The sequence below is a fragment of the Polaribacter sp. Hel1_33_78 genome, from assembly GCF_900106075.1.
GTDB lineage: Bacteria > Bacteroidota > Bacteroidia > Flavobacteriales > Flavobacteriaceae > Polaribacter.
Window position 1 is genome coordinate 1,232,560 of the sequence record NZ_LT629794.1, and the last position, 25,145, is coordinate 1,257,704.

Below are 25,145 nucleotides of genomic sequence, written 5' to 3' on the forward strand. Positions count from 1 at the left end.
ATTACCTATGAAAAATATAAAAAATTACTTTTTACTGCTATTACTTACTTTGATAGGTATTTTCTCTTTTGGTAAAATCACAAAAACAACAACTAAAAAAGTTGTTGATAATACAAAATATGTGAACACATTTATAGGTACAGGTGGTCATGGACATACGTTTCCAGGAGCTACTACACCTTATGGAATGGTGCAATTAAGTCCGGATACAAGAACTTTAGGTTGGGACGCTTGTGGAGGATATCATCATACAGATTCTTCAATTTTAGGATTTTCTCACACACATTTAAGTGGAACAGGAATTAGTGATTTAGGTGATTTTTTATTTATGCCTTTTTCAGGTGAAGCGAAAGTAATTCCAGGAACTTCAGAAGATCCGGATGCAGGATATCGTTCTAGATTTAGTCATGAAGATGAAGTTTCTTCTCCAGGATTTTATTCGGTTTTATTAAAGGATTACGATATTAAAGCTGAACTTACGGCTACTAAAAGAGCGGGTTTTCATAAATATAAGTTCCGTAAAGAAGGGAAATCGGGAATCATTATAGATTTATCCCATACTATTTACCCAGATCATAAACCAAATCACCAATTTCAATTGATTTCTGATACTGAAATTTCTGGTTATAAAGGTTCTGGTGGTTGGGCTGTAACTCAAGATATTTTCTTTAAAGCAAAATTTAATAAACCTTTTACAGTTACTTTTTACGAAAATGGTAAAAAAATTGAGGCCTTACCAAATAGAATGTCTAAAAAATTATTGGCTGTATTAACATTTAATACCAAAGCTGGCGAAGAAGTTTTAGCAAAAGTGGGTATTTCTTCTGTAGATTATGAAGGTGCTAGTAAAAATTTAGAAGCAGAAATTAACCATTGGGATTTTGATAAAGTTAAAAATGAAGCTCATGAAACTTGGAAAAAGGAATTATCAAAAATTAATGTAAAGGGAGGTACGGAAGATGAGAAAACAATTTTTTATACAGGACTATATCACACTTCTATAAGTCCAAATACATTTTCTGATGTAGATTTCAGATATAGGGGAATGGATAGAAAAATTCATCAATCTAATGAAGAAAAAATTTATACAGTGTTCTCTTTGTGGGATACTTTTAGAGCATATAATCCTTTAAAGACAATTACTGACCCTGATAAAACTAACGAATTTATAAATACACTTTTAACAAAATACGATCAAGGTGGTATTTTACCAATGTGGGAATTACAAGGGAATTACACCGGTTGTATGATTGGTTATCATTCTGTGCCAGTAATTGTAGACGCCTATAATAAAGGAATTAGAGGTTATGATGTGAAGAAAGCCTATGAAGCAGTCGTTCACGCATCAAAGTATGATACTACAGATATATTTTTTCCATCAAAACAAGTAAAAAACATTTTGATGCCGAAAGGTAAGCTCTATAATGAGACAATGGATTTTATTCCTGCTGATTTAGAAAATGAATCCGTATCTAAAGCCTTAGAATATGCTTATAATGATTGGTGTATTGCACAAATGGCAAAAGATTTAGGCAAAACAGATGATTACAATCATTTTATGAAACGCTCTAAAAAATACACACAATATTACGATACCAAATCAGGCTTTATGAGAGGGAAAAATCAAGATGGAAAATGGCGTGAGCCTTTTGATCCTCGTTTTTCTAAACATAGAAAAGATGATTATACTGAAGGAAATGCTTATCAATGGTCTTGGTTTGTACCTCATGATGTTGAAGGTTTGGTAGATTTAGTTGGCGGAAAAGAGACGTTTATTAAAAACTTAGATGTTTTATTTTCTACAAGTTCAGAATTAACTGGAGATGATGTTTCTGGAGATATTTCAGGTTTAATTGGTCAATATGCGCACGGAAATGAGCCAAGTCATCATATTGCACATATGTATAATTTTGTGGGTCAACCTTGGAAAACACAAGAAGTTACAGACAAAATTATGAACGAGTTGTATTTTAATAACCCAAATGGATTGGCAGGTAATGAAGATTGTGGACAAATGTCTGCTTGGTACGTATTAAATGCGATGGGTTTCTATTCTTTTAGCCCAGGAAATACGACATATTCTATTGGTCGTCCAATTTTTGATGAAGTAGAAATCAATTTACCAACAGGCAAGAAATTTGTGATTAAAGCAAAAAATAATAGTCGGGACAATAAATACATTCAAACAACTAAATTGAATGGAAAAAAATTAGATACTCCATTTTTTACACACGAGCAGTTAATTGCTGGAGGAAAAATGGAATTTAAAATGGGTAATTTACCTAAATAATTAAAGAGTAACATCAACTAAACTTACAATGAAAGATTTAAAAAAAATACCTGTAGTACCTAAAAAGAATTTAATTTCTTTTATTCTTGTTACCTCATTATTTGCATTATGGGGCTTTGCGAACGCAGTTACAGATCCAATGGTTCAGGCTTTTAAAAAAGTATTAGAATTATCTAATTCTGAAGCAGCTTGGGTACAAATGGCATTTTATGGTGGGTATTTTTGTATGGCTTTGCCAGCAGCAATGTTTATGCGTAAATATTCTTATAAAGTAGGTATTTTAATTGGTTTAGCTCTATATGCAACAGGAGCATTATTATTTTATCCTGCAGCGCAATCAGAAAGCTTTATGTTCTTTTGTTTGGGTCTATATGTATTAACATTTGGTTTGGCTTTTCTAGAAACAGCAGCAAATCCTTATGCATTAGCAATGGGAGCAAAAGAAACAGCTACACAGCGTTTAAATTTAGCACAAGCCTTTAATCCTGTTGGATTAATTGCTGGATTATTTGTAGCCCAACAATTTGTTTTAAAGAACTTACAGTCTGATGATATTGTTGATTTTAGTGCGCTTGAAGAAGCTTCTAAAACCCTTATTAGAACTACTGATTTATTGGTAATTAGAGATCCTTATGTAGTATTAGGATTATTTATTACAGTAGTTTTTGTGATTTTTTTAGTTAGTAAAATGCCGCAATCTAAAGCCGAGGGTGAAATGCCAAAAATTGGTGAAACTTTTGCGACTTTAGGTAAAAACTCTAAATATACATCTGGAGTATTGGCTCAAGTTTTATATGTTGGTGGGCAAATAATGTGTTGGACTTATATTTATCAATATGCAGAAGGCATAGGTATGGATAGTGTTACAGCAGGTTATTATCAAATGGCTGCCTTTGTTTTATTTACGTTTGGTAGAGCTATTGGAACATATTTATTACGTTTTATTAGTTCAGGAAAATTACTAATGTATTTTGCTGTTTTAGCAATGGTTTTTTCCTTAGGAACTATTTTTATTCAAGGTATTATTGGTCTATATTGTTTAGTGGGTATCTCTTTCTTTATGTCTTTAATGTTTCCAACCATTTATGGTATTGCTCTAGGAGGTTTGTCAGAAGAGCAATCTAAAGTAGGTTCTGCAGGTTTGGTTATGGCAATTGTTGGAGGTGCATTAATGCCAAAACTGCAAGGAATTATTATTGATGCTGGTGGAAATGGTGTTGCAGACACTTCGATTATGGGAGTTTCAGAAGTAAACTTTTCATTTATATTACCATTACTATGTTTCACTTTTATAGCTTGGTATGGTTTTAGAGTATTTAAAAAGTATGAATCTAGTAGCTCATAATGATATAAAAAACAAGTATGCAAAGAAGTATAAAACTGTATTTGATAATTATAGTTTCTAGTTTTAGTAACTCAATAATTTTTTCACAATCAAAAAAACCAAATGTCATTGTATTTATTGCAGATGATTTTGGTTACGGTTCAACCAATATTTATGGTGCGCAAGAAGCATTAATAAAAACGCCAAACGTAAATAAATTAGCCAAAGAAGGCGTAAAATTTACAAATGCATATACAACAGGTTCTGTATGCACTCCTACTAGATATGCATTAATGACCGGTCAATATTCTTGGAGAACAAAACTTAAAAAAGGGGTTGTTAATATGAACGACCCAGCCTTAATTGATGTGAAAAGAAAAACATTACCAAAATATATGCAATCTTTAGGTTATAAGACAGCAATGGTTGGTAAATGGCATCTAGGTTTTAAAGAAAAAAAGTTCAATAATTTATTAGGAGATATTTATCCTGCTCCAACAGATTATGGGTTGGATTATAGTTTTGCATTGCCTAATAATTTAGATGATGGACATAAAGTTTACATTGAAAATAACAAGATTTATGGATTGCGTTCTGATAAAATTTCTCCTTACGGAAAATCATTTTATGGAAAACAATACAAAGGATATGATGCCCCACAAAGAGTTACTGAGCAAGTAACAGATGATTTAACAAATAAATCTATAGAGTGGATGAAAAGTTTGGATAAAGACCAGCCATTCTTTTTATACTATGCAGCAGCTGCAGTTCATCATCCCATTGTCCCTAGTCCGCAAATGCGAGGTAAAAGTAACGCAGGTGCTTATGGAGATTTTATTCAAGATATAGACCGTTCTTTAGGAGATTTAATTTCATTTTTAGAAGAAAGAGGTATTAGAGAAAACACCATTATCATTTTTGCGAGCGATAATGGAGGAGATATTCCTAGAAAGAAAAATCTTGTAATGCCAGAAAATTTTGCCATTAATAAAGGCTTACAAATTAATGGAGATTATAAAGGAGATAAACATACCATTTGGGATGGAGGTTTTAGAATTCCGTTTATTGTAAATCATCTAAATAAAATAAAAGAAAATAAAATTTCTGAGACAACAGTCTCAACTGTTGATATTTATGGGTTTCTGGCAGATTATGTTGGTAATGATAAGGGGTTAGATTTAGAAGATGCACCGGATAGTTATAGCTTTAAAAAGGCCGTTTTAAAACCAGATCAATTTTATGAACGACCACCATTAGTGCATAGAGATGCGCAAGGTAGAAAAGCAATTCGTTTTGAAGGTTGGAAATTCATTGAAGAAAAAAATAAAGACACAAAGAAAAAGATGAATGCCGAAATGCTTTTTAGCTTAACTAAAGATAAAAAGGAATCTACAAATCTTGCTAAAACAGAAAAAGCAGTTGTTAATAAAGCAAAAAACTATTTATCTAAAATTATAGAAAAGTCATCCAAAGAAATTTGGAAAAATAATTAAAATGAAAAATAAAATAATATTACTAATTGTTGGTTTTTTATTGTTGATGTTTAACTGCAAGTCTAAAAACGAACTTGTAAATCAAACTCAAACCAAGAAGAAACCAAATGTGTTGTTGTTATTTTCAGACCAACATAATAAGAAAGTAATGGGTTTTGAAAATCATCCAGATGCAATCACCCCAAATTTAGACAAATTAGCTGGTGAATCTGCTGTTTTTGATAGAGCATATGCAACAAGGGGTATTTGTGTACCTTCAAGAATGTCTTTAATGACCGGTTTATATCCAAGAACTATGGGCTTAATGGATAATAAAGAAAAAACTACAATCACAAGAGATGCTGTTTCACTAGCAAGTATTTTTAAGTTTAATGATTATAACACTTACAGTTTTGGTAAAAGACATTTAGTTGGTGGTGGAGACAAAGGTTGGGATGTGAAAAAAGAGGTACACGCAGAAGAAGGCGATAATGGAAACTATTTAAGCTGGATTACAAAACAAGGCTATCAAAGTGAATTTTCTTATGATTGGGCTGCAGAATTTGGGAAAGGTCCCAAAGGAAGTAACGATGCGAACGCCAAAATACCTATTGCTGATTTAGGAACAAGAATTTCTAAATTATCTTTTGGTTATACAATGGAAGCATACACAGCCTCAGAAACCATAAAAATGATTAATAAACAAAAAAATAGTGACAAGCCATTCTTTTGTTTTTCATCTTTTTACAGGCCACATCAGCCATATACTCCTTTAAAAAAATTCAGAGATTTATATAATGTTTCTGAATGGGGGGAAGGAACCAAATTAAAAAGCGGTATAAAAATACCAGCAAGTTTTTATCAACCAACTAAAGATTTACCCCCATTGTTACAATTTCAAAGAAATGGAGGTAATAAAGTTTGGAATATGGATAAAGCCTTTAAAGATGAGCAAATCTGGAGAGATTTTATAGGCGGTTATTACGCTTTAGTTACAGAAGTAGATCATTATGTTGGTGAAATATTAGAAGCTTTAGACAAAGCAAATATGAAAGAAGAAACCATTATTATTTACACTACAGATCATGGAGATTTTGTAGGTAATCATGGTATGGTGGAAAAAGCTGCTGCTGGGCATAATGTATATGAAGATATTTTAAATATTCCTTTAATTATAAGAATCCCTGAAAAAACAACCAATGGAAAACATACTGCAGAGTTAGTTACTCTAGTAGATATTATACCAACTTTAGTAGACGTTTTAGATTTAAAAGTACCAGTCTTAAAACATAATTTTGAAGGCCAGTCCCTTGCTAAGCTTTTGATAGAAAACAAACCTTTAAATAGAGATTATATAGTTTCAGAAAGTTGGTTTCAAGCAACCGTAATTGGTAAAGACTCAAAATTAGGTATTATGGTAGAAAATAAAGTAAAACCTAGACAAGATTACAGAGAATATGGAGACATGTATTTTGATAGAAATACAGATCCTTTAGAAATAAAAAATGGAATTAAGGAAGAAAAAAATCAAGCGTCTATATTAAAACTTCGTAACTATTATGAAGAATTTAATAAAAAAATACCTGGGATTGGTAAACAAGAAACCGTACAAAATAAAATAAAAAAATAATGAATACATCAAATTTTAAAATCATATTTTTTGCTCTTTTATTAATGATAATTAATACTATTAAAACACGAGCCCAAAACACAAAAAAGCCAAACATCATCTTCATTATGACAGATGATCAAAGTGCTGTTGTTCCTTTAGATTCAGAAAAGAGAATTCAATCGCGTCCTTTTAGATTTAATGGGGATAAAGAAGTGCACACACCCATTATAGATGACTTGGCAAAGAACGGTATGATTTTTAACAGCGCATATGTATCAAGTTCTGTATGTGTGCCAAGTAGATACACAATGCTAACGGGACGTTATGCAGGAAGATCTGAAGGCCCTGCTTTTATGAGAATGCATCCTAAAGGAACGATGACAAGAGTAGAAAATAATACGGAAATAGAAAAAGACAAACCAAACTTACCAAGACTTTTACAAGAAGTGGGGTACAAAACAGGTTTTGTTGGTAAAAGTCATATTGTAGAACATAACATCGTTAACAATAAAAAAAATTGGACAAAAAATGGCTTTCAAACCTATGCAAAAAATGCAGATCCAAATGACCCAGCAGTTTCTAAAAAAATGTATGAGAACCATCAAAAATGGACAGAAGTAATTAAAGAATATGGTTTTGATTATGCAAACGGAGTTTATGCAGGAAATTTAAGAGAACAATATAATGATTCATTAAATGTTCATAATATAGAGTGGAAAAATAAGGCTGCTTTAGAATTCATCGATGAAAACAAAAAAGATCCTTTCTTTTTATATTATAGCGAAACGGTTCCTCATGGTCCAGCTCCATATAATATGAAAAATGGAAAATATTTTAGAGGTTTAGATTCAAATCCAAAATTTACGGGAGAAGGTCTAGTAGATGCAGATTATTCCTATTTACCCACTAGAGAAGAAATCAAAGAAGAAGTCAAAAACCTCGATAAAAAAGTAGCACATGCTTGGTTGCGTTGGTTTGATCACGCAGTTGGTGCCGTGGTAGATAAACTAAAAGCAGAAGGAATTTATGAAAATACTATTATTATAATTACTTCAGATCATGGGAACTACAACGGAGGAAAAACGAGCTTGTATGAAAGTGGAACAAAAGTTCCTTTGATGATGCATTGGCCAAATGGAATTAAACCAAACCAAGAGTATAACGAGTTAGTTCAAAATATTGATTTTACGCCTACTTTTTTAAATCTAGCAGGGATAAAATTAAAGACTGTAAAATCAAAATTAGACGGTGTTAGTTTAAAAAAAGTATTAAAAGGAACTAAAAAACCAGTGCATGATTATTTATTTTTTGAGATGGGTTACGCAAGAAGTGTGATGACTAAAGATTGGAAATACATTTCTGTGAGATATGATAAACAAAAACAGAATAGAATCAATAGAGGTCTAACATTTAAAGGATGGAAAGGTGCAGAACTTCAATACCCCTATTACACCAGAAATGGTCATTTGGGAAATATTGCATCAAAAAGCAGTGCTTTTTATTTTGATGCTGATCAAGTATTTGATTTAGTTAAGGATCCACGTGAAACGGAAAATGTTTTTAAAGACAACAAAGAAAAAGCAGAAGAACTTAAAAAGCTATTGACAAAAAGCTTAATGTTATTTCCTAATAGACCTTACGCAGAGTTTGTAAAGTAATATGGACAATGCTATAAAATCAATACTAGTAATTTTTACGTGCTGTTTTATTTTAAAGAGTGCTGCTCAAAAAACAATAGATACAATAGCGACAAAAGCAAGTGGATATGATATTCCCATTCGAATAAAACTACCAAAAAAGACTACAGGCAAAAATCCTGTGTATTTCTTTGTGCATGGAGGTGGATGGAATGGAGGCACTGCAACTCGTGTTCCGCCAGCAAGATTGCACACAGATGCTAATTATCTAGCTGATCAATTAGGTGTTATTTATGTAGGATTAGGGTATAGATGCAAAGGAAACAACGCAACATTTGCAGATGCTATAAAAGACTTAAAAGCATCTGTTCAATGGTTTTTTGATAATGCAGATACATACAATGCGGACTTAACAAGAATTGGGTTTGGAGGAGCATCAGCAGGTTCAACATTGGCAGCTATGATGGCTCAAAAATATAAAAATTGTAAACTATTTGTTGGTGCAGAAGGCATGTATAATTTAGTAGATCATGATGCTAAAAAATCTCTTTTTCCCAGTCAAAAAGGAAGAGCATTATATGGATTAGCGACGGAAAAAGAAAGTAAAAAAGCATCTAGCTTTTATAATTTAAGAGAAGGTCCCCCAACCTCTTTATTGTTAAATGGAAAAGAAGATGTCTTATGTCATTATTCACAAACAGAAAAATTTGCTGAACAAATCAAGAAAAAAGGAGGCAAAGTAAAAGCTGTTTTGTACGATAAAATTAATCACACTTGTTTAAGTGCATCCTACCCTGAAGTACTAAAAAATAGTGTTTTAGAAATTGCCAAATTGTTTATTGAAGAATTTCAACTAGAAAACACAAATATGAATCAAATAGAAGTCCTTTTAGATAAAAGGCTTCAAGGACAGTATACCAAAGAAAATATTAAGGAAAAAGAGATTTTAGGCACTTGGAAATTTAAGAATATTATCATCACTTTAAATGAAAATGGACAAGGTTATTATTTAAATTCTAAAAATAATAGCACAAAAATATTCACATATACTTTAGAAAAAGATTCGATAACTTTCAAGGTTAATGGCAAAACTAAAATGTTTTATATGCGCAAAAACAATAGAATTCTCTACGAATATGTTATTGCAAATACTAGAGCTAAACATAGACGTTTTAATTATATGAAAGTTAAAAAATAAAAGCATCTATTAAAAATCATTCATGAAATATTTTTTATATACCTTATTAATAATTTTAACTTTCGGTTGTAAAACACAAGACACTGCTAAAAAGAAGATTGCTTTAAATAGTCAGAAAAAGAATTTATTGTTTATTATAGTAGATCAACAAAGATATGATGCATTGAGTTATGCAGGCAATACTATTTTAAAAACTCCAAATTTAGACAGATTAGCAAAACAAGGAGCATATTTTAAAAATGCGTACACTCCTGTTGCTGTTTGTGGACCTGCGAGATCTTCAATCTTAACTGGAACAACAATAAATACACACCAAGTAACAACAAATGATAAAACCTACGATTATAACGATACCCCAGTAATGACCATGAAAACCTTTGATGAGATTCTGACAGAAAAAGGATATCATGCAGAATATTATGGAAAATGGCATGTGTTAACTTCGCATTCAGAGGTCTATAAAAATCCAAAAAAGTATGCTGAAAATGGGAAATATATATTTGAACCCCAAGGTCAAAGACATTTGTATCTTGATTATTTAAACGACGTATTTCCCAAAGTGAAACCTCAAAAAGGAGAGCTTTTAGATCGATTTACTAATAGACCATACACTCCAGATCCCATAGATATAGATTATGGAAAAACTTACGATGACGTTAAAAAAGAAGTAAAACACCGTCATTCTCAGCCAAATTATCATGGTAAATCGAGCATCCCAAAAGAACATACGATAACTGCATATTATGCGAATAAAACCATTGATGCAATCAAGAGGTTAAAAAATAAATCTTTCAGCATAACGACCTCTTTTCACTTTCCGCATGCACCCATGATTCCATCCGAACCTTATTATAGCATGTACGATCCTGATAAGATGCCTATTCCCTCTAGTATTAAAGATAATATGCAAAACTCCCCTTATATTAATGCAAATGGTAGAAATAAGTTGACTGTTTTTGCAGATGAGGAAAAAATAAAATATATGATTTCTAATTATTATGGTTTAATTACTGAGTTAGATGATTGGATTGGAAAAATAATGAAGACCCTTGAAGATGAAAGTATTGCAGAAAATACTATGGTGATTTTTACAAGCGATCATGGAGAGATGTTAGGAGCGCACGGAATGCGCGAAAAAAATGTATTTTATGAAGAATCTTCTCACATCCCATTAATGATTAAAATGCCCACTGAAATTAAAAAAGAAACTACAGTGAATGGTTATGTCTCTAATGTAGATTTATTTGCCACTATCCTGGATTATTTAAACATTGGAAATTATAAATCCGATGGCGAAAGTTTACGTGATTTAATAGAACAAAAACAAACGAATCATGGGAACTATGTGGTGACCGAATGGGATTATAGAGGACCTATTCAACCAAATTATATGATTGTTAAAGACGGATGGAAACTAATGATTCCATACACAGAAGATTCAAAAATATTAAATGTTTTATATAATTTGAATGATGATTCTCAGGAGATGAATAACTTATTAGGGAATAACCCTGACAGAAGAAAATATAATGAGAAAGTAGAAGAATTAAGGATCAATTTACTAGAATGGTTGAAAAAAAATAACTCTAAACATTACGATGGTGTGTCAAAACGAAAATTAATTTAATTCCTTCAAAATGAAATTATACCCTTTACAATTTACACCACTTTACAAATACAGAATTTGGGGTGGAGAAAAATTAAAAACTGAATTAAATAAACAATATACAGAAGAAAATATTGGAGAATCTTGGGAAATTTCTGATGTTTCTGGCGATGAAACTGTTGTAGCGGAAGGTGCTCTAAAAGGACAATCTTTAAGGGATTTAATTAAAGAATTTAAGGGCGACTTTGTTGGAAATGCTGTATATGAAAAATTTGGAGAAGAATTTCCACTATTAATTAAGTTTATAGATGCAAAAACACCATTATCTATTCAGGTGCATCCAAGTAATGAAGTGGCTAAAGAACGTCATAATTCATTTGGGAAAAATGAAATGTGGTATGTAATGCAAGCGGATAAAGATGCAGAATTGATTGTTGGTTTTGATGAAGAAATAAACACTGATGATTATAAAACACATTTAGAAAACAATACCATTTTAAATGTAATGCATCATGAAAATGTGCAAAAGGGCGATACTTTTTATATTCCTACAGGTCGGGTACATGCTATTGGAGCAGGTGTTTTGTTAGCAGAAATACAGCAAACATCAAATATTACATACCGTATTTACGATTATGATAGAGTAGATTCTAAAACAGGTGCAAAAAGAGAATTGCATAACGAATTGGCAATTGATGTCATAGATTATAAAGTGCACAAGAATTACAAAACGGATTATTCTATAGAAAAGAATGTGTCCAATACATTGGTGCATTCACCTTATTTTAGAACTAATATTTTAGACATCAATTCAACAGTAGAAAAAGATTATTCTGTCATAGATTCGTTTATTATTTACATGTGTGTAGAAGGTACAGTTAATGTTATTTCTGAAGGAGAAACCTACACCATAAATAATGGTGAAACGCTTCTATTACCAGCTAGTTTAAAAAAAATCACTTTACAATCAGAAAGCGCAAGGGTATTAGAAGTTTATTATTAATAAATAGCGCTTAGTTAATTCAATATTAATAGTAAATTAATGTGAACCTCTTTTATTTGAATAAAATTATAAATTAAACAACATGAAAAAAATAATTGTATTACTTCTTCTTTTGACGGTGTCAGTAGCTCAGGCTCAAAAAAATCAAAAAGCAGTTGCGTTAGCAGAAAAACTATCGAAAGTAATGGAGTTTGATGAAGATCAAAATGCAAAGCTTCTAGAATTAATTCTGGATAGAAACAACAAGAAAAGAGCTTTGAGAAAAGAATACGCAGATGATAAAGATACCTTTAAAGTAAAAGCTAAAGAAGTAGAAAAAGCATATAACAAAGATTTAAGAGTGTTAGCAGGTATCGAAAAGTTTAAGCTTTTAGTTGTCTATAGAAAAGCAAAAAGAGCAGCAAATAATTAAATTATTTAATAGGTTGTAATCCTTAATTAATTGTTTATTAATCAATAATTAAGCCATTGATGTTTTATTTGTTAGCAGAACAGATTATAATAAAAATGGTTAAAAATTATTTAATAGCACTCCTATCGGTTTTAAGTTTTACAACTTCTTTAGCTCAAGAAACTGATGACAACACCAAATACATAGATCCAACCATTGGTAATGTTTCCCGCTTTCTAGTGCCAACATATCCAACCATTCATTTACCCAATCAAATGCTGAGAATGTTTCCTGTAAAACAGGATTATATTTCAGACATGGTGCAAGCATTTCCTTTTCAAGTTCCCGCACACAGACGACAAGGAATTCTACAAATGAAAACTACTTTAGGAGATATGAAAAACAGTTCCTGGAATAAAGGAATGGCTATTGATCACGATTTAGAAATAATACATCCTTGGTTATATTCAACGTATTTAATAGAAGATGATATTAAAGTTAGCTTTACCCCTTCTAAAAAATCGGCGATTTATAAGGTTGAATTTCCAGAGGGGAAACAAAAAAACTTTTTAATAAAAGGCACGAAAGATATGCAGTTTTCTGAAGGTAAAAATTCATTTACCATTCAAGAAAAAAGAAGCAAACCAACCAGAGGGGAACACGCTGTTATAAATACTGTAACCATTTATGTATATGGTAAGGTCGTAGATGAGAATAACAAACCTATTGAAAACATCAACTATACATTTAACACTCACAAACTACAAATTACTGCAACAAAAAACACACCCACAACCTTGCTCATAAAATATGCGATTTCTTATGTGAGTGCGGCACAAGCGAAAGAAAACTTCAATAAAGAAATTAAAAACAAATCGTTTGAGGATGTATATAAAGAAGGTAAAAAAGCTTGGGATACGGTAACGAATCAAATTCAAGTTGAGGGTGGAACAACGGCTCAAAAAAGAACGTTCTACACATCGCTATACAGAACGTATGAACGCATGGTGGATGTAAATGAATATGGACACTATTATAGTGGTTATGATAAACAAGTGCATAAAAGTAATCGTCCTTTTTATGCAGATGATTGGGTATGGGACACCTATTTAGCACAACATCCGTTACGAACTATTTTAAACCCAGCCTTAGAAAACGAAATGCTGAACTCGTACACTTTAATGTATGAACAAAGTGGTTGGATGCCAACATTTCCTCAAGTATATGGAAATCATTTGTGTATGAACGCCTACCATTCTTCTGCTATTTTTATTGATGGCTACAGAAAAGGGTTGAAAAACTATGATGTAGAAAAAGCATATGAAGGCATCAAAAAAAACTTATTGGAAGGCACATTTATTCCTTGGAGGCAAGGAAATCCGAGAGGTGCTTTAGATGATTTCTATCACGAAAATGGCTATTTTCCATCACTTAAAAAAGGAGAACAAGAAACAATTGTAAATGTAGATGGTTTTGAAAAAAGACAACCTGTTGCTGTAACTTTAGGAGTTAGTTATGATTTTTGGGCAGTGTCCGAATTTGCAAAAGAATTAGGAAACACAGACGATTATTCAAAACTGTCCCCAAAAGGAAACGATTATAAAAATCTATGGCATTCAGAAAAAAGGTTGTTTATGCCAAAAGATGCAGAAGGAAATTGGGTAAATATCAATCCAAAGCTAGATGGTGGAAAAGGCTATAGAGAGTACTATGATGAAAATAATGGGTGGACCTTTGCTTGGTCTGTACAGCATGATATAGCAGGACTCACCAGTTTGTTAGGCGGTAAACAGGCTGCTCAAAACAGATTAGATCAGTTATTCAGAGAAAGTTTGGGCATTAGAAAAAGTGACTTTTTTGTCAATGGTTCTAATTCTACAGGGATGGTAGGTCAGTTTTCTATGGGCAATGAACCCTCATTTCATATTCCATATTTATATAACTATTTTGGCGCGCCTTGGAAAACCCAAAAACGTACACGCTTCTTGTTAGACGTTTGGTTTAAAGACAACATTTTCGGAATACCAGGAGATGAAGATGGTGGCGGCATGACTGCTTTTGTGGTATTCACTTCTATGGGTATCTATCCAGTAACACCAGGCTTACCATATTATAACATCACAAGTCCAATTTTCGAAAAAACAGCTATCAAACTTCAAAATGGAAATACGTTTACGGTTGTGGCGGAAGGTTCTAGCAAGAGAAAAAAATACATTCAGAAAGCATTTATTAACGGGAAAGAGATTTTCTCGCCATTTATTTCACATCAGCAAATTATGGATGGCGCCACTTTAAAATTAGACTTGGGTGAGTTACCAAACAAAGAATGGGGTAAAAATGCAGTAATACCAAAATAAAAAAACAAACAAACTAAATGAAAATAATTAGTAATAAACTTACAGTATACATTGTGTTTTCTTTTTTTATACTACAAATTAATTCCATAAAAGCACAAGAAAAATTACCGTATCAAAATTCAAAGTTAAAAATAGAAGAACGAATTAATGATTTGTTGCCTAGAATGACTTTAGAAGAAAAAGTTAATTATGTCACAGGAGGTGTTTTAAGCAATAATCAAGAATCTATTAATGGCATTGAAAGATTATCAATTCCTGATTTTGTAATTGCACACGGTCCTTTTGGTATGAAAATGAGGAGAAGAAATAGAAATGGAGGCATCACTTTAGATGCAGGCACTTATTTCCCTGTTTCTATTGCGATGGCTGCAACTTGGGATGTAGATAAAGTAAAGGAAATCACTTCTACTATTGGTAAAGAAATGAATGCTGTAGGCGCAATGTCTAATGCAGGACCTGCAATGAATATTATTAGAGACCCAAGAACAGGTAGAAGTTTTGAGTATTTTACAGAAGATCCATTTTTAAACGGACAAATAGCAGCGGCTTACACAAAAGGAATTCAAAGCGAAAAAATTGCAGCAATACTGAAACACTATATCGTTAACAATCAAGAATTAAATAGACACAAAGTAGATGTTCAGGTTAGTGAAAGAGCGTTAAGAGAAATTTATTTTCCAGGTTTTGAAACTGCCATAAAAGATGCTGATGCCAAAGTTATTATGGGCGCTTATAATAAAGTAAATGGCGTGCATAGTTGCGAAAACGATTTTACTTTAAATCAAGTTTTAAGAAAAGAATGGGGTTTTAGTGGTTTTGTACTTTCAGATTGGTCTGGAACACAATCTACTGTTGCTTCTGCAAATAATGGTTTAGATGTAGAAATGCCAAGACCTAGATGGTATGGAGATAAATTATTAAAAGCTGTAAACGATAATAAAGTAAGCGAAGATGTGCTTAACACAATGGTTGAAAATGTGTTGCGCGTTGTTTTTTGGAGTGGTGCTTTTGACCAAGGCCCAATGTATGATAAAAATATTGTGCGTTCTAAATCACATTTAGAAATGGCAAGAACAGCTTCTTCTGATGCTATGGTTTTACTTAAAAACGAAAATAATACACTGCCTTTTAATCTTAATGATATTAAAAATATTGCTGTAATTGGCCCAAATGGAAATTATGGTGAGCATTTTAATAATGATAAATATGATATTGGTTTATTTCAAGGAGGTGGAAGTGCAAGAATAGCATCAAAACAAGGAAGTATAATTACTCCATTTTTAGGGATTAAAAATAATGTAGGTAAAGATGTTAAAGTTAGCTATGAACCCGGTTGTTACGCGGAATCTGGTTATGGTTTAATACCAACCAAATATCTTTCAGTAGATAATAAAGAAGGTATTGAGTCTTCATATTATAATAATGTTGGTTTTAAAGGTGCGCCTTTTAAAAAAGAAGTAAACAAAAAATTAGCTTATAATTGGGGAAGAAGATTAGAAATTCCTGAAGCTGGTACTGCTAAGAATAATGATAAATATAAGTTTTCTGTAGCATTTAGATCAACATTAAAAGTACCAGCTACAAGAGGTTATTCTTTTGAAGTTAGAAATGAAGCTGGTAGCGCAAAGATTTTTATTGATGGAAAATTGATTGCAGAAAATAAAAAAGGAAGCAGAATTGATTGGAATAATACAGGTAAAATTAAATTAGAAAAAGGAAAAGAATATGAACTAGAAGTAAAGTACGCTAGTTTTGGTGGCCGTATTTCAAATTTAAGAATTGGTTGGGATTATGAAAATATTCAATACCTAGAAAAAGCAAAAATAGCAGCCAAAAATGCTGATGCTGTTGTTTTAACAGTTGGGTTAAGTGCTAAAGTTGGCGAAACAGAAGCTGGAGATAGAAGAACATTAGCCTTGCCAGAAGCCCAAAAAAATTTAATCAACGAAATATCAAAAATAAACAAAAATCTTGCTGTAGTTTTAGTTGCAGGAAGCGCTGTAACTATGAATAGTTGGTTAGATAATGTGCCTGCTATTTTAGATGTTTGGTATCCAGGAGAACAAGGTGGAAACGCTATTTTTGATGTTATTTTTGGCAAAGTAAATCCTTCTGGAAAACTGCCAATAACATTCCCGAAATCGTATAGCCAATACCCTGATAATTTTTATTCTTATGATAGTAAAATAGAATATAAAGAAGATATTTATGTAGGTTATAGATATTTTGATAAATATAAAAAAGAGGTTTTATTTCCTTTCGGACACGGTTTAAGTTATACAGATTTTAAATATTCAAAATTAAAAGTTAGTACCAAAAAGAACATAACCAACGTCTGTGTAAAAATAGAAAATATTGGAAACTCTGATGGTGCAGATGTTATTCAACTTTATGTTAGAGATTTAAAATCTTCAGTGGATAGACCTATAAAAGAATTAAAAGCTTTTAAGAAAATACATCTTAAAAAAGGAGAGAAAAAGACAATAGAATTTAAACTTACAGAAAGAGCTTTTGCTTTTTGGAATAGCGTTTCTAAAGATTGGAAATTAGAGCCTGGAGAATTTGAAATATTAATTGGTAAGTCTAGCAGAGATATTATTTTAAAGAAAATAATTAATGTTAAGAGATAAAGAGATGCGTATGTTAACAAAAATAATGATGGTTATTTTTTTATTCATCATAACTAATTCCATAAAAGCACAAGAAAAATTACCGTATCAAAATTCAGAGTTAAAAATAGAAGAACGAATTAACGATTTGTTGCCTAGAATGACTTTAGAAGAAAAAGTTGAATTAGTAACAGGAGATAAAATTCCTGCAAAAGGTGTTATTGGCTCAGAAGGGATAAAGCGTTTAAACATTCCTGGGTTTAAAATAGAACATGGTCCTTATGCTTTTAAAGGTTGGTTTGGACCAAATGAAGCTAAAGAAATGGGAACGTATTTTCCTGTTTCCATTGCACAAGCGAGTACTTGGGATAGACCTTTAATACAAGAAATAAACGCTGCAATGGCATCAGAAATGAAAGCTTCTGGCGGACAAGCAAATGCAGGGCCAGCAATGAATATTATAAGAGATCCAAGAGGAGGCAGGAGTTTCGAATATTTTACAGAAGATCCTTTTTTAAACGGAGAAGTTGCCAAAGCGTACACTTTAGGTTTACAAAGCCAAAAAGTAATGGCAAATTTGAAACATTATGTTTGTAATAATCAAGAATTTAATAGACACAAACTAAATATTATTGTAAACGAGCGCACTTTGCGTGAAATATATTTACCAGGGTTTAAAAAAGCAATACAAGAAGGTGGTGCTTGGAGTGTTATGGGTGCATACAATAAGGTAAATGATATTTACAGTTGCGAAAACCCTTTTTTATTAAATAAAATATTACGAGAAGATTGGGGTTTTAAAGGGTTTGTTTTATCCGATTGGTCTGGTACACATTCTACAGCTAATTCTGCAAATGCAGGCTTAGATATGGAAATGCCAAGAGAACGCTGGTATGGTAAAAAGTTAATAAAAGCTATAAAAAATGGAGAAGTAACAGAACAAACTATTAATAAAATGACGGGTAATTTGTTAAGAGGTATGTTTTGGTCCGGTGCTTTTGATACAAAACCATCTTTAGATAAATCCATCTTACACAATAAAAAACATTTAAAAATAGCCAGAGAAGCATCAGCAAAAAGTATGGTTTTATTAAAAAATGATGCTCAGGTACTACCATTTAATGCTGATAAAATTAAAAAAATAGCAGTAATTGGTCCTAATGGTAATTATGGTATTCATTATAACAATGGCCAATATAATCCGCATTTATTACAGGGTGGAGGAAGTGCTTTTGTAGAAGTTAAAGAGCATTTAATGATAACGCCTTTTCAAGGAATTAAAAACAACGTAGAAAAAGATGTTAAGGTCACTTATTCTCCAGGAAGTTATGCAGAATCTGGTTGTGGAATTATACCTGTTAAGTATATTAAAACACCAAATGGTAAACCTGGGTTATTAGCAACCTACTTTAATAATAATTCTAAAAACCGTAAAGAAGTTAAAAGAGAAATTGATTTGGTTGTATCTAAAGTTTGGACCAAAGAATTAGATATCCCAGAAGCTGGAAATGAAAAAGATGATTTATCTAGATTCTCTGCACAATGGTCTGGGATTTTAACAGCTCCAGCAACTAGAAATTATACTTTTAGTGTTAGAAACTCTGCTGGTAGTGCAAAACTATTTATAAATGATAAATTAATTGCTTCCAATAAAAACGGAAATTGGTTAGATTGGAATGGTATGGGTTCTATTGAATTAGAAGCTGGAAATCAATACAAAATTAGAGCAGAATATGCAAAAATTGGTCCTCGTGCAGATTTTCGTTTAGGTTGGGATTTTGAAAATGTAGCTTGGTTAGAACAAGCAAAAAAGATAGCAAATGAAGCAGATGCTGTTATTTTAACAGTAGGTCTTTCTGGTCATATGGGAGAAAGAGAAGCTGGAGATAGAAATCATTTAAGATTATTTCCAGCTCAAGAAAACTTAATTAACGAAATTGCTAAAATTAATAAAAATACGGTAGTTACAATTATTGCAGGGGGTGCAATAGATATGAGAAATTGGTTGCCAAATGTATCTTCAGTTTTAATGGCCTGGTATCCTGGGGAACAAGGAGGTAATGGATTGGCAGATGTATTGTTTGGTAAAGTAAACCCAAGTGCTAAACTTACCATAACATTTCCTAAATCGTTAGAACAATATCCAAAAGATTTTCATTCTAGAGGAGACAGAAACGAATATAAAGAAGGGCTTTATGTAGGTTATCGTTATTTTGATAAATTTAAAAAAGAAACTTTATTTCCATTTGGTCACGGCTTAAGTTATACCAATTTTAAATATTCTAAACTAAAAGTAGGTAAAAAGAAAAGCAGCACAAAAGTTTCCGTAAATATAGAAAACACAGGTTTATTTGATGGTGCAGATGTAGTTCAACTTTATGTTAGAGATATAGAATCTTCTGTGGATAGACCTTTAAAAGAGTTAAAAGAATTTAAGAAAACATATCTTAAGAAAGGGGAGAAAAAAACAATCGAATTTAATCTTACAAAGAGTGCTTTTGCCTTTTGGGATAGCGTTTCTAAAGATTGGAAATTAGAATCTGGAGAATTTGAAATATTAATTGGTAAGTCGAGTGAAAACATCGCATTAAAGAAAGTAATCAAACTTTAAATAAAAGAATTAATTATGAAAAAATATAGTATAATATTAGTTTTATTGATGTCTTTTTTTAGCTGTAAAACAGTGAAAAAAGAAACCATTTCTCAAAAGCCAAACATTCTTTTTATAATGACGGATGACCACGCGTTGGCTGCCATTAGTGCTTACAAAGGGTTTTTAGCAGAAGTGGCGCCCACTCCAAATATTGATAGAATAGCAAATGATGGTATGCGTTTTAATAATATGTTTTGTACCAATTCTATTTGCGGGCCTTCAAGAGCATCGATCTTAACAGGGAAATATGCGCACGTCAATGGATTTTTTAAAAATGAAGGTGGTGGCGATTTTAATGGCGCACAACAAACGTTTCCAAAGCTATTGCAAAAAGCGGGTTATGAAACTGCTGTAATTGGCAAATGGCATTTAGGAACCGCACCAACGGGTTTCGATTACTATAAAGTACTGTTTAATAAAGAAGGACAAGGTTCTTATTTTGATCCTGTTTTTGAAATGGCAAATGATAGTATTGTTGAGGAGAAAGGAAAATTTTCTACAACCGTTATTAAAGACGATGCTATTAATTGGTTGAAAAACAGAAAAGACGATACAAAACCTTTTATGTTGATGTATCAATTTAAAGCACCACACAGACCTTGGGATCCAGGACCTGGTTATGAAAATTATTTAAGTGATGTTACTTTGCCTTATCCTGAAACTTTTAATGATGATTATAAAGGCAGAAAAGCCGCTAAAGATTCTTGGATGCGAATTGATGGGCATATGAATAGAAAGGATGTGAAAATTAAACCACCATCAGGATTAACGGAGGAAGAATTAATTGCTTGGAACAAATACGGAAATAACGATGGAGAATTCTGGACTCCTAATCCAAAAATGACAGATCAAGAACGTAAAAACTGGAAATACCAGCGTTATGTAAAAGATTATTTACGGGTTGTAAAAGGCGTTGATGATGCAATTGGTGAGATGTTAAATCATTTAGAAGTAAGTGGTTTAGCAGAAAACACAATCATTGTATATACTTCAGATCAAGGGTTTTATTTAGGTGAACACGGATGGTTTGACAAGCGTTTTATGTACGAAGAATCAATGCACATGCCTTTATTGATAAAATATCCTAAAAAAATAAAAGCAGGAAGTGTCAACAACGATTTAATTTTAAATGTTGATTATGCGCCTACCCTGTTAAGTTTAGCGGGCGTCGAAACTCCAAATGATATGCAAGGAAAAAGCTTTGTCCCTGTGTTAGAAAACACCACAACGGCCCCTTTTAGAGACGCAGTGTATTACCATTATTACGAGTATCCTTATTGGCATAATGTGCAGCCGCATTATGGCATTAGAACAGACAGGTATAAATTAATACATTACTATTATGATATGGATGAATGGGAATTATTCGATTTAGAAAAAGATCCTAATGAGACCAATAACATCTACGACACTAAAGAAAACAGTGCGTTGATTGCAACTTTAAAAACCCGATTAGCATCGCTTAAAAAAGAAAATAAAATGGATTTGTCTGATGAAGAATTAAAAGAAATGACAGACATCAGAATTAAAAGACGTTACAGAGTTGAGCCAGCAAATTAAGTTTATGAAAAGAATAATTCTCTTACTATAGTTAACAAGTTCGCAATTATTTTGGGCTTCATTAAAAGGCGCTTCTTTTTGGTTGGAACCGTCTGAAGAACCTTATCATTTAAATGGTGGTATTATTTTAAGAAATAATGTATCTCTAATTGGTGTTCACGGACCAACTTCTAGAGGAACAAAACATTCAATAAAGAATCAACCGGTTGGAAGTGTCTTTAAAATTACAGATCAAAATAATGTATTTATTACTGTAGAATCTGTAACACAGATAAAAAGTTAACCGTTTCTGTAATAGGAGGTAGATTTAGAAATTATATGAGCGATTCTCCAATTTTTATTGAAAATAAAAAAGCGGTTGTTCAGTTTTCTGCTTTTTTTGATAAAATGAAAACGTGTATTATGAAATTATAAAACCTTCCAACTAAAATTATTTAGAAAGCGGATAAAAATCTTCCTCCATTTTTATCGTATTTACAAGTGAATTTGGTTTTTTAAAAATTCTGATGGAAGCACCCCAAACATATCTTTTTTTCTGATACATTTTTGTTAAAATAGCTTTCATCGTTTCAAAAGGGATAATTTTAATAGCTCTTTTTATTGGAAACCAAGCTATATCTGTACATCCTGGGGGAATTTTTAATTTACCTGATTTGTATTTTGCACTGTAATAATTAAATAATATTGGGTATGTACCTTTATTATAATAAAAAGTAAATAAACCACGTAAACGTAAATCTTTGAACTTTATACCCAATTCATCTGCCATAAAACCTGTAAATTCAGAAATAGTTCTAGGATCAACATATTTTTTTCCAGCTAACTCCCAAATGCCATTGTACTTTACTAATAAAACTTCATTTTTTTTATTGGTTACACATAACTTAAAGTACGAAAAATTATTTTTTTGGGCAGGGAGGTAATAAGAGTTTAAAATAACAAGAAAAAATGAAAACAATATTTTGTTTAAAATACTAATATTAAGTTTTTTGAAAATCATATTTCGCAATTTAATTAATAAAATAACAACTTTTATTACACGTGTAATATATTCATTATATTTGATAATCAAATCATAAACTGATGAAAAAAAGTATGTATGCAAGTTTGCTAATTCTTTTGATTGTTTTCAATCATCTAACAGCATATTCACAAAATAAATTAACCGATAAAGTAAATGTATTTATTGGTACAGGCGGTCACGGACATACTTTTCCACATGCAATGGTTCCTTTTGGTGCAGTTGCCGTAGGTCCAGATTGGGAAACCCAAGGGTGGGATGCTGCCGGTGGTTATCATTATGATGCAAAAAATATTTTAGGTTTTAGTCAAGTACATTTAAGTGGTACAGGCTTAATAGAAGGTGGTGATTTACTCCTAATGCCAACAGTAGGAAAGATAAAAGTAGACCCAGGAACTCATGAAAACCCCGATGCTGGTTATCGTTCACGCTTTTCTCATACGGATGAAAAAGCAACTCCTGGTTATTATCAAGTTCGTTTGTTAGATGATAATATCAACGCAGAAATGACAGCTACAGAACGTGTAGGTTTTCATAAATACACCTTTCCGAAATCTGACAAATCACATGTTTTATTAGATTTGGTGCACCATATAAAAGGCGGAGGAAGTGGCGTAAAACAGGCTTATATTCAAATTAAAGATACGCAAACGGTTACTGGTTATAGAGTAACAAGTTCAGTTTGGGCAGCAAATAGACAATTGTATTTTGCTATCAAATTTTCAAAACCATTTATATCTAATGTAATATATGATCCTAGAGGATTGGTTTTTAATAAAAAGAAAAAATTCCTTTGGGATATGGTAGATTATTCTGCTCCAAAAATTAAAACATTTTTCAATTTTAAGACTGAAGAGAATGAAGAAATAATGGTAAAAATTGCAATTTCTTCTGTATCAATGAAAAATGCTTTAGAGAATTTAGAAACTGAAATTCCTCATTGGAATTTTACCAAAATTAAAAAAGAAGCTAGTCAAAAATGGGAGCAACAACTCCATAAAATAGTGGTAAAAGCAACGCCAGATATAGAAGCTAAATTTTATGCTGCTTTGTATCATAATAACATACATCCTACTATAAACCATGATGTAAATGGAGAATATAGGGGTATGGATCAAGAGGTTCATAAAACCAAAGATTTTACACATTACACCATGTTTTCTTTGTGGGATACTTTTAGAGCAGCACACCCACTTTTTACAATTATTCATCCAGAAAGAACAAAAGACATTGTGAGTACAATGCTTAATTTTCAAAAAGAAAATCCACGTAAAATGTTGCCTATGTGGTCTATGTATCAAAACGAAAATACGTGTATGATTGGCTTACATGCATTACCTGTTATTGCTGATGCCTATTCTAAAGGATTGATAAAAGAGGATGCAAAAGATTTACTAAAATCAATGGTAATAAGCGCCAATCAACCCGGAATAGATAGTACAGCACACAGAAATATTTATCCATCTTATTATGGACAACAACACTATCTTAAAAAAGGATACCATCCAAATGATTTGGTAAGAACAGGCGTTTCTGTAACATTAGAACACGCTTATGATGATTGGGCTGTAGCTTTATTTTCTGATAAATTAGGTGATAAAAAAACCACAGATACTTTTTTGAAAAGAGCACAATCCTTTAACAATGTTTGGGATGCTAATTCTAAATTTTTTCGGGCAAAACTCAATAATGAAAAATTTATAGAACCTTTTAATCCAAGAGCGTATCACAGAGAAGATTTTCATGATAGAGATTATACAGAAGGAAATGCGTGGCAATATTTATGGTTTGTGCCCCACGATGTATACGGTTTAGCAGATTTATTAGGAGGCAAAAAAGCGATGAGTAAAAAGTTAGACAAACTTTTTACTTTACCAGAACAAGATTCTAAAGTTGGTGATGTTTCTGGTTTTATTGGCGATTATGCTCACGGAAATGAACCTTGTCATCACGTAGCGTATTTGTATAATTATGTTGGACAATCTCATAAAACACAAAAACTAATTCATCAAATAGATAAAGAGTTTTATAAAGCTGCACCAGATGGATATATTGGTAATGAAGATGCTGGCCAAATGTCTGCTTGGTATGTGTTTAGTGCTTTAGGCTTTTATCCTGTAAATCCTGCTGGTGGAATTTATGTATTTGGTTCTCCTCTGGTTGAAGAAGCAACTTTAAATTTAGAAAATGGCAAAATATTTAGTGTAAGAGTAAAAAATTATGGAGATAAAAATATCTATATTAAATCTGTACAGTTAAATGGACAACCATATAACGAGGTATGGGTTAAACATGAAGATATTGTTAGAGGTGGGATATTAGAATTTACAATGTGTGCTAAACCTACAAAATGGGGTAAAAAATCAAAACCTGTGCCTTATGCAAACGGTAAAGTAAATTAATTTTTTTGTT

Annotated in this window: 16 protein-coding genes; 15 read left to right on the forward strand and 1 reads right to left on the reverse strand. The window is 31.8% G+C overall.

What is annotated here, in order from left to right:
- The first annotated feature begins 7 nt into the window (after positions 1 to 7).
- The 14 genes from BLT88_RS05225 (at position 8) to BLT88_RS05290 (ending at position 21,995) form a co-directional block, all read left to right on the forward strand.
- Positions 8 to 2,290, forward strand: a complete 2,283-nt coding sequence (locus tag BLT88_RS05225; protein ID WP_091953460.1) for a GH92 family glycosyl hydrolase — start codon at positions 8 to 10, stop codon at positions 2,288 to 2,290.
- A 28-nt stretch (positions 2,291 to 2,318) separates the two neighbouring features.
- Positions 2,319 to 3,635, forward strand: coding sequence for an L-fucose:H+ symporter permease (fucP, locus tag BLT88_RS05230; protein WP_091953461.1), 1,317 nt, complete (start codon positions 2,319 to 2,321; stop codon positions 3,633 to 3,635).
- 17 nt (positions 3,636 to 3,652) lie between these two features.
- The gene (locus BLT88_RS05235) at positions 3,653 to 5,107 is read left to right on the forward strand and encodes an arylsulfatase (RefSeq protein WP_091953463.1); all 1,455 of its coding nucleotides are present in this window, start codon (positions 3,653 to 3,655) and stop codon (positions 5,105 to 5,107) included.
- A 1-nt stretch (position 5,108) separates the two neighbouring features.
- Positions 5,109 to 6,716: a sulfatase-like hydrolase/transferase gene (locus tag BLT88_RS05240; RefSeq protein ID WP_091953464.1), complete on the forward strand. Its 1,608-nt coding sequence runs from the start codon at positions 5,109 to 5,111 to the stop codon at positions 6,714 to 6,716.
- Complete coding sequence (locus tag BLT88_RS05245; protein ID WP_091953466.1) at positions 6,716 to 8,356, forward strand: sulfatase; 1,641 nt, start codon at positions 6,716 to 6,718, stop codon at positions 8,354 to 8,356. Before BLT88_RS05240 ends, BLT88_RS05245 begins: the two co-directional genes overlap by 1 nt.
- A gap of 1 nt (position 8,357) precedes the next feature.
- Positions 8,358 to 9,533 carry an alpha/beta hydrolase gene (locus BLT88_RS05250; protein WP_091953467.1) on the forward strand — a complete coding sequence of 392 codons (1,176 nt, stop codon included), beginning with the start codon at positions 8,358 to 8,360 and terminating at the stop codon, positions 9,531 to 9,533.
- 22 nt (positions 9,534 to 9,555) lie between these two features.
- On the forward strand, positions 9,556 to 11,160 hold the full coding sequence (locus BLT88_RS05255) for a sulfatase-like hydrolase/transferase (protein WP_091953469.1): 1,605 nt from the start codon (positions 9,556 to 9,558) through the stop codon (positions 11,158 to 11,160).
- Positions 11,161 to 11,170: 10 nt separating this feature from the next.
- Positions 11,171 to 12,142: a type I phosphomannose isomerase catalytic subunit gene (locus tag BLT88_RS05260; protein WP_091953470.1), complete on the forward strand. Its 972-nt coding sequence runs from the start codon at positions 11,171 to 11,173 to the stop codon at positions 12,140 to 12,142.
- 82 nt (positions 12,143 to 12,224) lie between these two features.
- Positions 12,225 to 12,554 (forward strand): hypothetical protein, encoded by a 330-nt coding sequence (locus BLT88_RS05265; RefSeq protein ID WP_091953472.1) that lies wholly within the window; start codon positions 12,225 to 12,227, stop codon positions 12,552 to 12,554.
- Positions 12,555 to 12,649: 95 nt separating this feature from the next.
- Positions 12,650 to 14,890 carry a GH92 family glycosyl hydrolase gene (locus BLT88_RS05270; protein ID WP_091953473.1) on the forward strand — a complete coding sequence of 747 codons (2,241 nt, stop codon included), beginning with the start codon at positions 12,650 to 12,652 and terminating at the stop codon, positions 14,888 to 14,890.
- A 17-nt stretch (positions 14,891 to 14,907) separates the two neighbouring features.
- On the forward strand, positions 14,908 to 17,520 hold the full coding sequence (locus BLT88_RS05275) for a glycoside hydrolase family 3 C-terminal domain-containing protein (protein WP_091953475.1): 2,613 nt from the start codon (positions 14,908 to 14,910) through the stop codon (positions 17,518 to 17,520).
- Entirely contained in the window at positions 17,507 to 20,110 is a 2,604-nt protein-coding gene (locus tag BLT88_RS05280; RefSeq protein WP_091953477.1) for a glycoside hydrolase family 3 protein, read from the forward strand. Before BLT88_RS05275 ends, BLT88_RS05280 begins: the two co-directional genes overlap by 14 nt.
- A 15-nt stretch (positions 20,111 to 20,125) precedes the next feature.
- Positions 20,126 to 21,712: a sulfatase gene (locus tag BLT88_RS05285; protein ID WP_231960077.1), complete on the forward strand. Its 1,587-nt coding sequence runs from the start codon at positions 20,126 to 20,128 to the stop codon at positions 21,710 to 21,712.
- A gap of 82 nt (positions 21,713 to 21,794) precedes the next feature.
- Positions 21,795 to 21,995 (forward strand): hypothetical protein, encoded by a 201-nt coding sequence (locus BLT88_RS05290; RefSeq protein WP_091953480.1) that lies wholly within the window; start codon positions 21,795 to 21,797, stop codon positions 21,993 to 21,995.
- A gap of 147 nt (positions 21,996 to 22,142) precedes the next feature.
- Here BLT88_RS05290 and BLT88_RS05295 read toward each other — a convergent pair whose 3' ends face one another.
- The gene (locus BLT88_RS05295) at positions 22,143 to 22,712 is read right to left on the reverse strand and encodes an NUDIX hydrolase (protein WP_157691133.1); all 570 of its coding nucleotides are present in this window, start codon (positions 22,710 to 22,712) and stop codon (positions 22,143 to 22,145) included.
- An 83-nt stretch (positions 22,713 to 22,795) separates the two neighbouring features.
- Here BLT88_RS05295 and BLT88_RS05300 point away from each other — a divergent pair, with 83 nt between their 5' ends.
- Entirely contained in the window at positions 22,796 to 25,135 is a 2,340-nt protein-coding gene (locus BLT88_RS05300) for a GH92 family glycosyl hydrolase (protein WP_091953482.1), read from the forward strand.
- The last annotated feature ends 10 nt before the right edge of the window (positions 25,136 to 25,145 follow it).

What these genes read in the sequence shown, in the direction of transcription:
- BLT88_RS05225 (WP_091953460.1), top strand. Translation starts at nt 8, where the DNA reads ATGAAAAATATAAAAAATTACTTTTTACTGCTATTACTTACTTTGATA.
- fucP (WP_091953461.1), top strand. Translation starts at nt 2,319, where the DNA reads ATGAAAGATTTAAAAAAAATACCTGTAGTACCTAAAAAGAATTTAATT.
- BLT88_RS05235 (WP_091953463.1), top strand. Translation starts at nt 3,653, where the DNA reads ATGCAAAGAAGTATAAAACTGTATTTGATAATTATAGTTTCTAGTTTT.
- BLT88_RS05240 (WP_091953464.1), top strand. Translation starts at nt 5,109, where the DNA reads ATGAAAAATAAAATAATATTACTAATTGTTGGTTTTTTATTGTTGATG.
- BLT88_RS05245 (WP_091953466.1), top strand. Translation starts at nt 6,716, where the DNA reads ATGAATACATCAAATTTTAAAATCATATTTTTTGCTCTTTTATTAATG.
- BLT88_RS05250 (WP_091953467.1), top strand. Translation starts at nt 8,358, where the DNA reads ATGGACAATGCTATAAAATCAATACTAGTAATTTTTACGTGCTGTTTT.
- BLT88_RS05255 (WP_091953469.1), top strand. Translation starts at nt 9,556, where the DNA reads ATGAAATATTTTTTATATACCTTATTAATAATTTTAACTTTCGGTTGT.
- BLT88_RS05260 (WP_091953470.1), top strand. Translation starts at nt 11,171, where the DNA reads ATGAAATTATACCCTTTACAATTTACACCACTTTACAAATACAGAATT.
- BLT88_RS05265 (WP_091953472.1), top strand. Translation starts at nt 12,225, where the DNA reads ATGAAAAAAATAATTGTATTACTTCTTCTTTTGACGGTGTCAGTAGCT.
- BLT88_RS05270 (WP_091953473.1), top strand. Translation starts at nt 12,650, where the DNA reads ATGGTTAAAAATTATTTAATAGCACTCCTATCGGTTTTAAGTTTTACA.
- BLT88_RS05275 (WP_091953475.1), top strand. Translation starts at nt 14,908, where the DNA reads ATGAAAATAATTAGTAATAAACTTACAGTATACATTGTGTTTTCTTTT.
- BLT88_RS05280 (WP_091953477.1), top strand. Translation starts at nt 17,507, where the DNA reads ATGTTAAGAGATAAAGAGATGCGTATGTTAACAAAAATAATGATGGTT.
- BLT88_RS05285 (WP_231960077.1), top strand. Translation starts at nt 20,126, where the DNA reads ATGAAAAAATATAGTATAATATTAGTTTTATTGATGTCTTTTTTTAGC.
- BLT88_RS05295 (WP_157691133.1), bottom strand. Translation starts at nt 22,712, where the DNA reads ATGATTTTCAAAAAACTTAATATTAGTATTTTAAACAAAATATTGTTT.
- BLT88_RS05300 (WP_091953482.1), top strand. Translation starts at nt 22,796, where the DNA reads ATGAAAAAAAGTATGTATGCAAGTTTGCTAATTCTTTTGATTGTTTTC.